12 protein-coding genes are annotated in these 13,968 nt (G+C 63.8%); all 12 read right to left on the minus strand.

Annotated features, from left to right (window positions below; all coding sequences use genetic code 11):
• Window positions 1-19 precede the first annotated feature (19 nt).
• The 12 genes from nuoL to K8U54_RS23855 all read right to left on the minus strand — a co-directional run bounded on the left by nuoL (window position 20) and on the right by K8U54_RS23855 (window position 13,883).
• Window positions 20-1,867 (minus strand): NADH-quinone oxidoreductase subunit L, encoded by a 1,848-nt coding sequence (gene nuoL, locus K8U54_RS23800; protein ID WP_249908110.1) that lies wholly within the window; start codon window positions 1,865-1,867, stop codon window positions 20-22.
• Window positions 1,864-2,172, minus strand: coding sequence for an NADH-quinone oxidoreductase subunit NuoK (nuoK, locus tag K8U54_RS23805; RefSeq protein ID WP_013791402.1), 309 nt, complete (start codon window positions 2,170-2,172; stop codon window positions 1,864-1,866). The genes nuoL and nuoK overlap by 4 nt, the downstream gene beginning before the upstream one ends.
• Window positions 2,169-2,678 carry an NADH-quinone oxidoreductase subunit J gene (nuoJ, locus tag K8U54_RS23810; RefSeq protein ID WP_249908111.1) on the minus strand — a complete coding sequence of 170 codons (510 nt, stop codon included), beginning with the start codon at window positions 2,676-2,678 and terminating at the stop codon, window positions 2,169-2,171. The genes nuoK and nuoJ overlap by 4 nt, the downstream gene beginning before the upstream one ends.
• Entirely contained in the window at window positions 2,678-3,226 is a 549-nt protein-coding gene (gene nuoI / locus K8U54_RS23815) for an NADH-quinone oxidoreductase subunit NuoI (protein WP_027905361.1), read from the minus strand. The genes nuoJ and nuoI overlap by 1 nt, the downstream gene beginning before the upstream one ends.
• Before the next feature lie 10 nt (window positions 3,227-3,236).
• Window positions 3,237-4,229: an NADH-quinone oxidoreductase subunit NuoH gene (nuoH, locus tag K8U54_RS23820; protein ID WP_249908112.1), complete on the minus strand. Its 993-nt coding sequence runs from the start codon at window positions 4,227-4,229 to the stop codon at window positions 3,237-3,239.
• Window positions 4,226-6,955, minus strand: coding sequence for an NADH-quinone oxidoreductase subunit NuoG (gene nuoG, locus K8U54_RS23825; RefSeq protein WP_249908113.1), 2,730 nt, complete (start codon window positions 6,953-6,955; stop codon window positions 4,226-4,228). The genes nuoH and nuoG overlap by 4 nt, the downstream gene beginning before the upstream one ends.
• Before the next feature lie 108 nt (window positions 6,956-7,063).
• Window positions 7,064-8,425, minus strand: a complete 1,362-nt coding sequence (gene nuoF / locus K8U54_RS23830; protein WP_249908114.1) for an NADH-quinone oxidoreductase subunit NuoF — start codon at window positions 8,423-8,425, stop codon at window positions 7,064-7,066.
• Entirely contained in the window at window positions 8,422-8,913 is a 492-nt protein-coding gene (gene nuoE / locus K8U54_RS23835; protein WP_070887421.1) for an NADH-quinone oxidoreductase subunit NuoE, read from the minus strand. Before nuoE ends, nuoF begins: the two co-directional genes overlap by 4 nt.
• 10 nt (window positions 8,914-8,923) lie before the next feature.
• Window positions 8,924-10,705 carry an NADH-quinone oxidoreductase subunit C/D gene (gene nuoC / locus K8U54_RS23840; protein ID WP_249908115.1) on the minus strand — a complete coding sequence of 594 codons (1,782 nt, stop codon included), beginning with the start codon at window positions 10,703-10,705 and terminating at the stop codon, window positions 8,924-8,926.
• Between the two features lie 58 nt (window positions 10,706-10,763).
• Entirely contained in the window at window positions 10,764-11,441 is a 678-nt protein-coding gene (locus tag K8U54_RS23845) for a NuoB/complex I 20 kDa subunit family protein (RefSeq protein WP_013791410.1), read from the minus strand.
• A gap of 10 nt (window positions 11,442-11,451) precedes the next feature.
• Complete coding sequence (locus K8U54_RS23850; protein WP_070887418.1) at window positions 11,452-11,865, minus strand: NADH-quinone oxidoreductase subunit A; 414 nt, start codon at window positions 11,863-11,865, stop codon at window positions 11,452-11,454.
• A gap of 422 nt (window positions 11,866-12,287) precedes the next feature.
• Complete coding sequence (locus tag K8U54_RS23855; RefSeq protein ID WP_249908116.1) at window positions 12,288-13,883, minus strand: isocitrate lyase; 1,596 nt, start codon at window positions 13,881-13,883, stop codon at window positions 12,288-12,290.
• Between the last annotated feature and the right edge of the window lie 85 nt (window positions 13,884-13,968).

Below are 13,968 nucleotides of genomic sequence, written 5' to 3' on the forward strand. Positions count from 1 at the left end.
AAGTATTCGGGATCATCGGTCAGGCCAGCAGCACGGCAGCGAGCACCAGCACGGCGCCCCCGGCGATGGAGATGGCGTACCAGCGCAGATGCCCGGTTTCGCTGCGGCTCAATACGCCATGACCACCACGCGCCAGGCGCGGGACGATGCCGATGGCACCGTCGATCGGATCACGGGCGAGCACGCGGCACAGGAACAGGTACGGCTGCACGAAAATCTTGTCGTAAAGCCAGTCGAAGCCCCAGGCGGCGAACCACCAGGCCGACAGGAAACGTCCCGGCGCGCTGCCCGCGACGGTATTTACGAAACTGCGCTTGCCGAGGAACAGCAGGGCCGCCAGCAGGATGCCCGCCAGGGCGATGCAGCCCGAGACGATTTCCAGGCTGTGCTTGGCATCGCCACCGGCGTGCCCGGCGCTCTCTGGCAGCACGCCAGCCAGCGGCGGGGTGATCCAGGCGCCGATGAAGGTCGACAGCACGATCAGCACCATCAGCGGCAGGTTGTGGGCGATGCCGTGACCGGCATGGGCCTCGGTCTTGGCTTCGCCGTGGAAGGCGATGAAGATCAGCCGGAAGGTGTAGATCGAGGTCATGAAGGCGCCCAGCAGGCCGGCATAGAGCAGGCCGGAATGACCGCTGGCGAAGGCCTCCCAGAGGATCTCGTCCTTGGAGTAGAAACCCACGGTGATCAGTGGCAGCGCCGCCAGGGCCGAGCCACCGACGATGAAGCTGGCGTAGGCCAATGGCAGCTTCTTCCACAGGCCGCCCATCTTGAAGATGTTCTGCTCGTGGTGGCAGGCGTGGATCACCGAGCCGGAGGCGAGGAACAGCAGGGCCTTGAAGAAGGCGTGGGTCATCAGGTGGAAGATCGCCGCGTCCCAGGCACCGACGCCCAGGGCCAGGAACATGTAGCCGATCTGGCTCATGGTCGAGTAGGCGAGGATACGCTTGATGTCGGTCTGCACCAGGGCAGCGAAGCCCGCCAGCACCAGGGTCACGCCACCGACGATGCCGACCAGTTCGAGAATCTCCGGGGTCAGCAGGAACAGGCCGTTGGTACGGGCGATCAGGTAGACGCCCGCGGTGACCATGGTGGCGGCGTGGATCAGCGCCGAAACCGGGGTCGGGCCGGCCATGGCGTCGGCCAGCCAGGTCTGCAGCGGCAGCTGGGCGGACTTGCCGACCGCACCGCCGAGCAGCATCAGGGTCGCCAGCCACAGCCAGGTATCACCGGCCGCGTATTTCTGCGGGGCCAGCACCATCAGTTCCTGGATATTCAGGGTGCCGAGGTTGAGGAACAGCAGGAACAGGCCGATCATCAGGAATACGTCGCCGATGCGGGTGACGATGAAGGCCTTCAGTGCCGCGTTACCGTTGGGCACGTGCTTGTAGTAGAAGCCGATCAGCAGGTACGAGCATAGGCCCACGCCTTCCCACCCGAAGAACAGGGTCATCAGGTTGTCGCCCAGTACCAGCAGCAGCATGCTGAAGATGAACAGATTGGTGTAGGAGAGGAAGCGCGAGTAACCCTCTTCACCGCGCATGTACCAGCTGGCGAACATGTGGATCAGGAAGCCCACGCCGGTGACCACACCGAGCATGGTCAGCGACAGGCCATCCAGGTACAGGGTGAAGCTCGGCGCCAGGCCGTCGACGCTCATCCACTGCCACAGGGTCTGGGTGTACACGCCGCCTTGCGGTGGCGCGACGTTGAACTGCCACATGATCCAGGCGGTGGTCAGGGCCGACAGGCCGACCGAGCCGACACCGACGACGGCGGCAGCGCCTTCGCTCAGGCGGCCCCGGGAGAAGGCCAGGATGAACCAGCCGATCAGTGGGAACAGGAGGGTCAGGAATAGGAGGTTCATCCGCGCATCTCGCTGGCTGCGTCGATATCGAGGGTGTGGAAGCGGCGATACAGCTGCAGCAGGATCGCCAGGCCGATGCTCGCTTCGGCGGCGGCCAGGGCGATCACCAGAATGAACATGATCTGCCCGTCAGCCTGGGCCCAGCGCGCGCCGGCCACGACGAAGGCCAGCGCGGCGGCGTTCATCATCACTTCCAGGCTCATCAGCACGAACAGGATGTTGCGGCGCACCATTAGGCCGACCAGGCCGAGGCTGAACAGCACGCCGGCCAGCGCCAGGCCGTGCTCCATTGGAATACCATTCATGGCGTAGCATCCTTGATGTCGTTACGGCCCAGGTGATAGGCGGCCACCAGTGCCGCCAGCAGCAGCATGGAGGCCAGCTCGACGGCCAGCAGGTACGGGCCGAACAGGTGCACACCGACGGCCTTGGCATCGACCGTGGTATGGCCGATGGTGGCGCCGCTCGGTACCGCGAACAGCACGTACAGCAGCTGCCCCAGCAACACGGCGGAAAGCAGCGCCGGGCCGATCCAGATGCCCGGCGTCAGCCAGGTGCGTTCCTGCTGTACCGAGGCCGGGCCCAGGTTGAGCATCATCACCACGAACACGAACAGCACCATGATGGCGCCGGCGTAGACGATGATTTCCAGGGCGCCGGCGAACGGCGCGCCGAGGCTGAAGAACACCATGGACACGGCCAGCAGCGAGATGATCAGGTAGAGCAGGGCGTGCACCGGGTTCTTGCCGGTGATCACGCCCAGGGTCGAGGCAACCGCGACCCCGGCGGAGAAATAGAAGGCGAATTCCATTATGGCAACAACCCCTTGACGTTGATCGGCTCGGCTTCGTCCTGCGCGGCGCCTTTCGGCTTGCCGGCGATGGCCATGCCGGCCACGCGGTAGAAGTTGTAGTCCGGGTTCTTGCCGGGGCCGGAGATCAGCAGGTCTTCCTTCTCGTACACCAGATCCTGACGTTTGAACTCGCCCATTTCGAAATCCGGGGTGAGCTGGATCGCGGTGGTCGGGCAGGCTTCCTCGCACAGGCCGCAGAAGATGCAGCGCGAGAAGTTGATGCGGAAGAAGTCCGGGTACCAGCGACCGTCTTCGGTTTCCGCCTTCTGCAGCGAGATGCAGCCCACCGGGCAGGCCACGGCGCACAGGTTGCAGGCCACGCAGCGCTCTTCGCCATCGGGGTCGCGGGTCAGCACGATGCGGCCGCGGTAGCGTGGCGGCAGGTAGACCTGCTCTTCGGGGTATTGCAGGGTGTCGCGCTTGCGAAAGCCATGGCCGAAGACCATGACCAGGCTGCGCAATTGGGTCGCGGTACCGACCAGTACGTCCCAAATATATTTGAACATCACTCGCTCCTTACTGGGCCGTGGCCAGCACGACGGCGCCGGTCACCAGCAGGTTGATCAGGGTCAGCGGCAGGCAGAACTTCCAGCTGAAGGCCATGACTTGGTCATACCGCGGGCGCGGAATCGAGGCGCGCAGCAGGATGAAGATCATGATGAAGAAGCAGGTCTTGATCGCGAACCAGAAGAACGGGATCTGCGGCAGGATGCCGAACGGACCATGCCAGCCACCGAAGAACAGGGTTACCAACAGCGCGGAAATGGTCACGATGCCGATGTATTCACCGACGAAAAACATGCCCCATTTCATGCCGGCGTATTCGATGTGGTAACCGTCGGCCAGCTCCTGCTCCGCTTCCGGCTGGTCGAAGGGGTGACGGTGGGTCACGGCCACGCCGGCGATGAAGAAGGTACAGAAACCGAAGAACTGCGGAATGATGAACCACAGGTGCTCGGCCTGGTAATCGACGATATCGCGCATGTTGAACGAGCCGACCTGGGCGACGATGCCCATCAGCGCCAGGGCCAGGAACACCTCGTAGGAAACGGTCTGGGCCGAGGCACGCAGGCTGCCGAGCAGGGCGAACTTGTTGTTGCTCGACCAGCCGGCGAACAGCACGGCATACACCGACAGACCGGCCATGGCGAAGAAGAACAGGATACCGATGTTCAGGTCCGCCACACCCCAGTTGGGGGTGATGGGGATTATCGCGAAGGCCACCAGCATGGCGCCCATGCCGACGATCGGCGCCAGGGTGAAGATCATCTTGTCGGCGAACGGCGGCGTCCAGTCTTCCTTGAAGAACATCTTCAGCATGTCCGCAGCGATCTGGAACATGCCGAACGGACCGACCCGGTTGGGGCCGTAGCGATCCTGCCACCAGCCGAGCAGACGGCGCTCGACGAAGCTCAGCAGCGCCCCGCACACCACCACGGCGAGCAGGATGACGATGGCCTTGAGCACTTCCTGGATGATGTCGAGCAACGCGGGAGTCAACCAGCTCATTGTGCGGCCTCCCCGATACCGGTGACGGGCGCGCCAGCGAAGGCCGCCGGAATGCCGCCCAGGCCGACCGGCAGGCCGACCAGGCCGATGCCCAGTTCTTCGCTGACCCGCAGCGGCAGGCGCAGGCTCTGGCCGTTGACGCTCAGTTGCAGCAGGGCGCCATCATTGACGCCGAGGCGGTCGGCTTCATCCTTGGCCAGCGCTACGTAGGCGTCGGGCGTGCGTTCGGCAATCGGCGCGGCGCGCGAGGACATTTCCTCGCTGCCGAACAGATGATGCAGCGGCACGGCCTGCCAGGTGCCCTGGGCCGGGTTGAAGGCCGTTGGTGCGCTGAACCAGCCCAGGCTCGCGCCCTTGGCTTCGATCAGGCGCACGCCGGGGTCGCCGGCACGCAGATGGCCGCCGACTTCGTCCTGGAACTTGTTCCAGGCTTGCGGCGAGTTCCAGCCTGGGGACCAGGCGAACGGAATCTGCTGGCGATCTTCCTGGCTGCCCGAATAGCCCTCCATGGAGAAGGCGAAGGCGCTGTCCTTGTCCTGGGGCTGACGGGGCTCGTGCACGCTGATGTTGGCGCGCATGGCGGTGCGGCCGCTGTAGCGGTGCGGCTCGCGAGCCAACTTGAGGCCCTTGATGCGGAACGAGGCGCCTGGCGCGGCGTCGCGGATACCGGCCAGCTGGGCGTTGCTCGCGGCGCAAGCGGCGGTGACCTGATCCAGTTGAGTCCAGTCGACGACACGGTTGTGCAGCGTGCTGTGCAGCGCGTGCAGCCACCGCCAGCCTTCGCGCACCAGGATGTTGGCGTCGTAGTAGGAAGGGTCGTAGACCTGGAAGAAACGCTGGGCGCGGCCCTCCTGGCTGACCAGGGTGCCGTCGCCTTCGGCGAAGCTGGCGGCCGGCAGCAGCAGGTGCGCCTTGGCGGTGGTGGCGGTGCTCTGGTGATCGGCGACGATCACCACCTTGGCGGCGGCCAGGGCCGCGTCCACACGGGCGGCATCGGCGCGGTGATAGAGATCGTTCTCCAGTACTACCAGAGCGTCTGCCTGACCGCAGGTCAGCGCTTCGAGGGCGTCATCCAGGCTGTTGCCGGCGAACTGCTCGCCCATCAGCAGGGCCATGCCCATGCTGTTGGCTTCCGGCACCACCAGGCTGATGGAGCCGTTCTTCTCGCGGTTCTTCAGGGCGCTGGCGATGTTCGCGGCGGCTTCGATCAGCGCGCGATTGCCCAGCGAGGCGCCGGAAACGATCAGCGGGCGCTTGGCGTTCAGCAGCGCTTCGGCGATGCGTTGCACCAGTTCGCCGGCTTCGGCTTCCAGGCCTTCGACGGCCGGGGCGCTCGGGTCGATGGCGTGGGCCACGGCGAAGCCGATGCGCGCCAGGTCATCGGGCGCGGCGTGTACGCACTGCTCGGCGACATCGTCGAGGCGGGTGGCGGTGACGCTGGCGATGAACAGCGGGTTGAGCGCGTGCTGGGCGACGTTCTGCACGGCGGCCATGTGCCAGTCCTGGATCTTCGCGCCGGCGGCGATCTCGGTGGCCTTGCCCTTGACCGACTGGCGCAGGGCCAGGGCGACGCGGGCGGCGGTCTGGGTCAGGTCTTCACCGAGCACGAACACCGCGTCGTGGCTCTCGATGTCGCGCAGGGTCGGCACCGGCAGCGGGCCGTTCTGCAGCACGTCGCGGATCAGGCGGATGTTGGCCTGCTCGGCCGCGGCGATACCGGAGTAGAAGTTGCCTTCGCCGACCAGTTCGCGCAGGGCGAAGTTGCCCTCCAGGCTGGCACGTGGGGAACCGATACCGATCACCTTGCGACCCTTGAGCAGGGCGGCAGCCTGGTCCAGCGCGGCGTCCAGGCCCATCTTCATCTTGCTGAGCATCATCAGCGGCTGACGCGGACGGTCCTCGCGGTTGACGTAGCCATAGCCGAAGCGGCCACGGTCGCAGAGGAAATACTGGTTCACCGAGCCGTTGAAGCGGTTCTCGATGCGGCGCACTTCGCCGTAGCGCTCACCCGGGCTGGTGTTGCAGCCGCTGGAGCAGCCATGGCAGATGCTCGGGGCGAACTGCATGTCCCACTTGCGGTTGTAGCGCTCGGAGTGGGTCTTGTCGGTGAACACACCGGTCGGGCAGACCTCGACCAGGTTGCCGGAGAACTCGCTTTCCAGGGTGCCGTCTTCCACCCGGCCGAAGTACACGTTGTCGTGGGCACCGTAGACGCCCAGGTCGGTGCCGCCGGCGTAATCCTTGTAGTAGCGCACGCAGCGGTAGCAGGCGATGCAGCGGTTCATCTCATGGGCGATGAAGGGGCCGAGTTCCTGGTTCTGGTGGGTGCGCTTGCTGAACCGATAGCGACGGGCGTTGTGGCCGGTCATCACCGTCATGTCCTGCAGGTGGCAATGGCCGCCTTCCTCGCAGACCGGGCAGTCATGGGGGTGGTTGGTCATCAGCCACTCGACGACGCTCTTGCGGAAGGCCACGGCCTCTTCGTCGTCGATGGAGATCCAGCTGTTGTCGGTGGCCGGCGTCATGCAGGACATGACCAGGCGGCCGCGCTTGTCGTTTTCGTCGGTGTACTGCTTCACCGCGCACTGGCGGCAGGCGCCAACGCTGCCGAGCGCCGGGTGCCAGCAGAAGTAGGGGATGTCGAGACCAAGGGACAGACAGGCCTGCAGCAGGTTGTCCGCACCATCGACTTCGAGATCTTTGCCGTCTACGTGGATAGTGGCCATTTTTCTTCAGTCTTCGTTTGCCCACCGTGAGGTGGACGGGCTAAGGGAATTCTCTTCAACGACCTGGGCCGGACGGCGCCATCGCGCCCACTCGTCCGGCCAGCGGGCCTATACCGCGTGTGCCGCTACCGGCGGCTGTGGCGCAATGGCGCCCACGCCGGCTTCGAACTCTTCACGGAAATACTTGATCGCGCTGCCCAATGGCTCCACGGCGCCCGGTGCGTGAGCACAGAAGGTCTTGCCGGGGCCGAGGAAGTTGACCAGGCCGAGCAGGGTGTCGATGTCCTCGCGGGTGCCCTGCTTGCGCTCCAGGGCACGGAGGATCTTCACGCTCCACGGCAGGCCGTCACGGCACGGCGTGCACCAGCCGCAGGATTCGCGGGCGAAGAACTCCTCCATGTTGCGCAGCAGCGACACCATGTTCACCGTGTTGTCGATGGCCAGGGCCAGGCCGGTGCCCATGCGGGTGCCGACCTTGGCGATGCCGGCGGCGTACATGGACGCCTCGAGGTGCTCGGGCAGCAGGAAGCCGGTGCCGGCACCGCCGGGCTGCCAGGCCTTGAGGGTGTAGCCGTCGCGCATGCCGCCGGCGTAGTCCTCGAACAGCTCGCGGGCGCTGATACCGAACGGCAGCTCCCAGATACCCGGCGTCTTGACCTTGCCGGAGAAGCCCATCAGCTTGGTGCCGTGGTCTTCGCTGCCTTCGCGGGCCAGGGACTTGTACCAGTCCACGCCGTTGGCGACGATGGCCGGCACGTTGCACAGGGTCTCGACGTTGTTGACGCAGGTCGGCTTGCCCCACACGCCCACCGCAGCGGGGAAGGGTGGCTTGGCACGCGGGTTGGCGCGACGGCCTTCCAGGGAGTTGATCAGTGCGGTTTCTTCACCGCAGATGTAACGCCCGGCACCGGTGTGCACGAACAGCTCGAAATCGAAACCGCTGCCCAGGATGTTCTTGCCGAGCAGGCCGGCGGCCTTGGCTTCCTCGATGGCGCGGTTGAGGTTGGCGGCGGCGTCGACGTATTCGCCACGCAGGAAGATGTAACCGCGGTAGGCCTTCAGGGCCCGGGCGCTGATCAGCATGCCTTCCACCAGCAGGTGCGGCAGCTGTTCCATCAGCATGCGGTCCTTCCAGGTATTGGGCTCCATCTCGTCCGCGTTGCACAGCAGGTAGCGGATGTTCAGCGACTCGTCGTTGGGCATCAGGCCCCACTTCACGCCGGTGGGGAAGCCTGCACCACCGCGGCCCTTGAGGCCGGAATCCTTGACCGTCTGCACGATGTCGGCCTGGGCCATCTCGGCCAGGGCCTTGCGGGCGGCGGCATAACCGTTCTTCTGCTGGTACTCGTCGAGCCATACGGGCTGGGCGTCGTCGCGCAGGCGCCAGGTCAGCGGATGGGTCTCTTCGCTGCGGGCGATACGGTTGGCCGGGCCGAAGGAGGTCAGCAGGTTGGAGCTGCGGCTGATCATTGGAAGTTCTCCAGCAGTTGCGCCACGCCTTCGGGCTGCACGTCGCCGAAGGTTTCGTCGTCGATCATCATCGCCGGCGCCTTGTCGCAGTTGCCCAGGCAGCACACCGGCAGCAGGGTGAAGCGGCCGTCGGCGGTGGTCTGCCCAGGCACGATGCCCAGCTCGGCCTTGATGCTGCCCAGCACGTTCTCGTGGCCACCGATGAAGCAGGTCATGCTGTCGCACACGCGGATGATGTGGCGGCCGACCGGCTGGCGGAAGATCTGGCTGTAGAAAGTGGCCACGCCTTCGACGTCGCTGGCCGGGATGCCGAGAATCGCGCCGATGGCGTCGGCGGCGCCGTCCGGCACCCAGCCACGCTCCTTCTGCACGATCTTCAGGGCTTCGATGGACGCCGCGCGCGGGTCCTCGTAGTGGTGCATCTCGTGCTCGATGGCCGAGCGCTCGGTTTCACTGAGGGCGAAACGGTCGGTCTGAATCATGTTCATGGTGTTCTCCTCAGCGATCCACGTCGGCCATGACGAAGTCGATACTGCCCAGGTACGCGATAAGGTCGGCGACCATGCTGCCGCGGATTACCGAAGGGATCTGCTGCAGGTGCGGGAAGCTCGGCGTGCGGATGCGCGTGCGGTAGCTCATGGTGCTGCCGTCGCTGGTCAGGTAGTAGCTGTTGATACCCTTGGTCGCTTCGATCATCTGGAAGCTTTCGTTGGCCGGCATGACCGGGCCCCAGGAAACCTGCAGGAAGTGGGTGATCAGGGTTTCGATGTGCTGCAGCGTGCGCTCTTTCGGCGGCGGCGTGGTCAGCGGGTGATCCGCCTTGTACGGGCCTTCCGGCATGTTGCGCAGGCACTGGTCGATGATCCGGATGCTCTGCCGCATCTCCTCGACGCGCACCATGCAGCGGTCGTAGGCATCGCCGTTGGCGGCCAGCGGCACCTCGAACTCGAAGTTCTCGTAGCCCGAGTAGGGGCGCGCCTTGCGCAGGTCGAAGTCGCACCCGGTGGCGCGCAGGCCGGCACCGGTGGTGCCCCATTCCAGGGCTTCCTTGGTGTTGTACTGGGCCACGCCGATGGTACGGGCCTTGAGGATGCTGTTCTTCAGCGCGGCCTTTTCGTACTCGTCGAGACGCTTGGGCAGCCAGTCGACGAATTCCTTGACCAGCTTGTCCCAGCCGCGCGGCAGGTCGTGGGCGACGCCACCGATGCGGTACCAGGCCGGGTGCAGGCGGAAACCGGTGATGGCTTCGATCACCTTGTAGGCGCGCTGGCGGTCGGTGAAGGTAAAGAACACCGGGGTCATGGCACCAACGTCCTGGATGTAGGTGCCCAGGAACAGCAGGTGGCTGGTGATGCGGAAGAACTCGGCCATCATGATGCGGATGGTGTCGACCTTCTGCGGCACCTGGATGCCGGCGAGCTTCTCGACCGAGAGCACGTAGGGCAGGTTGTTCATCACCCCGCCCAGGTAGTCGATACGGTCGGTGTAGGGAATGAAGCTGTGCCAGCTCTGGCGCTCGGCCATCTTCTCGGCGCCACGGTGGTGGTAACCGATTTCCGGCACGCAATCGACGATCTCTTCGCCGTCGAGCTGCAGGATGATGCGGAAGGCACCGTGGGCGGACGGGTGGTTGGGGCCGAGGTTGAGGAACATGTAGTCCTCGTTCTCGCTGTGGCGTTTCATGCCCCAGTCTTCGGGATTGAAGCGCGCGGCTTCTTCCTCGAGCTGCTGCTTGGCCAGGGTCAGGCTGAACGGATCGAATTCAGTGGCGCGCGCCGGGTAGTCCTTGCGCAGCGGGTGACCTTCCCAGGTCGGCGGCATCATGATGCGGGTCAGGTGCGGGTGCCCGGTGAAGTGGATGCCGTACAGGTCCCAGACTTCGCGCTCGTACCAGTTGGCGTTCGGCCAGATAGCGGTCACGGAAGGCAGGTTGAGGTCGCCTTCGCGCAGGGCCACCTTGATCATCACGTCGCTGTTACGCTCCAGCGACATGAGGTGATAGAACACCGTGAAGTCGGCGTCCGGCAGCCCGCGACGCTGGGTGCGCAGGCGTTCGTCGACGCCGTGCAGGTCATACAGCATGACGTAGGGGCGGGTGGTCTGGCGCAGGAAGCGCAGGACCTCGACGAGCTTGTCGCGGCCGACCCAGATCACCGGCATGCCGGTGCGGGTGGCCTGCAGCGTGAAGCTGTCGGCGCCAAAACGGGATTGAAGCTCAACGACGACGTCTTGGTCGTCCGCCTTGTACGGCGCAATGGACACGAGGGTGTCTGCAGTCATGGTCTCGATCGCTATCGGTCAACGGTGAGAGTGAGCCCAGTTAATAAGTAAGCAGGACTCAGACTTCGTCAGGGGAACGCAGGTTGGTAACCGCAATACGCTGCTCGCGGCGCTGTTCTTTCTGGGAAGGCATCTCGGCGCGGTAAACGCCTTGATCGCCAACGACCCAGGACAGCGGGCGGCGCTCCTGACCGATGGATTCCTGCAGCAGCATCAGGCCTTGCAGGAACGCCTCGGGACGGGGCGGGCAACCGGGAATGTAGACGTCGACGGGAAGGAACTTGTCGACCCCCTGAACGACCGAGTAGATGTCGTACATGCCGCCGGAATTGGCGCACGAGCCCATGGAAATGACCCACTTGGGTTCGAGCATCTGTTCATAGAGACGCTGGATGACCGGCGCCATCTTGATGAAACAGGTGCCGGCGATGACCATGAAGTCGGCCTGGCGCGGGGAGGCTCGGATCACCTCGGCACCGAAGCGCGCGACGTCGTGCGGCGCGGTGAAGGCGGTGGTCATTTCCACGTAGCAGCAGGACAGCCCGAAGTTGTACGGCCACAGGGAGTTCTTGCGACCCCAATTCACCGCGCCGCTGAGAACATCCGAGAGTTTCCCCATGTAGATGTTCTTGTGCACTTCATCTTCTAGCTGTTGGTCGGTAACGACCTCCCGCTTGCCGATCGGGTATTGCTCGTTGGGAGCATCCGGATCGATCCGAGTGAGTTTGTATTGCATCGCCAAAGCCTCATTGTTTCAGCTTCGCCTGCCGAGCCTTACGACTCTCGGGTGCCCAATCCAGCGCACCGATACGCCAAAGGTAGACAAGACCTGCCAACAGAATGTTTATGAAAATGGCTGCTTCGATAAAGCCGGCCCAGCCGCTTTCGCGAACGGAGACGGCCCAGGCGAAGAGAAAGAGGGCTTCGACGTCGAAGATCACGAAGAGCATCGCGACCAGATAGAATTTGGCGGACAGGCGCAGGCGTGCGCTGCCGGTGGGAAGCATGCCCGATTCGAAGGGCTCGTTCTTGCTGCGCCCCCAGGCTTTGCTGCCCAGCAGGCTGGAGACACCCATCATGAAGGCACAGAGGCCAACGACGCCCAGCAGAAAAACGGCCAACGCCCAGTTGTGGGACAGGGAACTGCTTGCTTCCAGCATGCCGGGGCTCCTCAGGCAAGGAACGGCTTAACGCACGATTTAAAATTATGGCAAGGCATTAAGTGCCTTGAATCAATTCGCATAATGTTATGCCTGTATTGGGTGTAAGTAAATTTTTCCGCACAAAAAAATAATAAAACGTCGCATGCCTGCAATCAGCCAGTATCCAGAAAGCCACGCAAATCAAGGTGCTATAAAAACAAGGCGGAAACTTCGCGGATGCGCGCAAGTTGCATGTAGTGCAAAAATAAAGTCGCTTCAATAAGAATATATATCATTTGAGAATTTATTCTCTTGCCGCACCTCGATGGCTCTGCTCGTAATAAGCGCAGCAGTGAGCCAGTACTTCTTACTTGCAATAAAAAGCCCCGGCATCGCTGCCGGGGCCAGGGCTCGAAGTTGCGCCGGGCGACGCGTGATTCTCAATGAAACTGATTCATGGTGTTGTCCTTGCCGCCGGCCTTCAGGGCCGCCTCACCGGCGAAGTACTCCTTGTGGTTGTCGCCGATGTCCGAGCCCGCCATGTTCTGGTGCTTGACGCAGGCGATGCCCTGACGGATTTCCTGGCGCTGCACGCCCTTGACGTAGGCGAGCATGCCCTGGTCGGCGAAGTAGCCCTTGGCCAGGTTGTCGGTGGACAGCGCAGCGGTGTGGTAGGTCGGCAGCGTGATCAGGTGATGGAAGATGCCGGCATGGGCCGAGCCGTCGCGCTGGAAGGTGCGGATCTTCTCGTCGGCGACCTGGGCCAGTTCGGTTTCGTCGTACTCGGCGCTCATCAACTTGGCGCGGTCGTAGGCCGACACGTCCTTGCCCTCGGCCTGGAACGCATCGAACACCTGCTGGCGGAAGCTCAGGGTCCAGTTGAACGACGGGCTGTTGTTGTAGACCAGCTTGGCGTTGGGGATCACTTCGCGAACACGATCGACCATGGCCTTGATCTGGCCGACATGGGGCTTCTCGGTTTCGATCCAGATCATGTCCGCGCCGTTCTGCAGCGAGGTGATGCTGTCCAGCACGCAGCGATCCTCGCCAGTGCCCTTGCGGAACTGGAACAGGTTGGAGGCCAGGCGCTTGGGTCGCAGCAGCTTGCCTTCGCGGTTGATCACCACGTCGCCATTGTTCAGTTCGGCCGGGCTGATTTCCTCACAATCCAGGAAGGAGTTGTACTGGTCGCCCAGGTCGCCCGGCTCGCTGGTCACGGCGATCTGCTTGGTCAGGCCGGCGCCCAGGGAGTCGGTACGGGCGACGATCACGCCATCGTCCACACCCAGTTCGAGAAAGGCGTAGCGCACCGCGTTGATCTTGGCGAGGAAGTCGGCATGGGGCACGGTGACCTTGCCGTCCTGGTGGCCGCATTGCTTCTCGTCGGAGACCTGGTTCTCGATCTGAATGCAGCAGGCGCCGGCTTCGATCATCTTCTTGGCCAGCAGGTAGGTGGCCTCGGGGTTGCCGAAGCCCGCGTCGATGTCGGCAATGATCGGCACCACGTGGGTTTCGAAATTGTCGATCTGCGCCTGGATTTCGCTCTGCTTGGCGCGATCGCCCGACTCGCGGGCCGCGTCTAGGGCGCTGAACAGCAGGTCCAGCTCGCGGGCATCGGCCTGGCGCAGGAAGGTGTACAGCTCTTCGATCAGTGCGGCGACCGCGGTCTTCTCGTGCATCGACTGGTCCGGCAGGGGGCCGAAGTCGGAACGCAGCGCGGCGATCATCCAACCGGACAGGTACAGGTAGCGCTTGTTGGTGGTCTTCAGGTGCTTCTTGATGGAAATCAGTTTCTGCTGGCCGATGAAACCATGCCAGCAGCCCAGCGACTGGGTGTAGACAGAAGAGTCGGCGTCGTACTCGGCCATGTCCTTGCGCATGATGGCCGCGGTGTACCTGGCTACATCCAGGCCGGTCCTGAAGCGGTTCTGGGCGCGCATACGAGCGACGGATTCCGGGTTGATAGCGCTCCAGCTGCTGCCAGCGGCTTCTTTCAGGGCGGTAACGGCTTTGATGTCGTTTTCGTAAGCTGACATGGTCAATCCTTCAAGTATGTGTTGGGGCGAACACCGAGCGTGCGCACAGGCGCAGGGCACGGCGCGAGCTCACCGCAGACGTTGA

Origin of the sequence: Pseudomonas fulva (assembly GCF_023517795.1) — a bacterium.
Taxonomy (GTDB): domain Bacteria; phylum Pseudomonadota; class Gammaproteobacteria; order Pseudomonadales; family Pseudomonadaceae; genus Aquipseudomonas; species Aquipseudomonas fulva_D.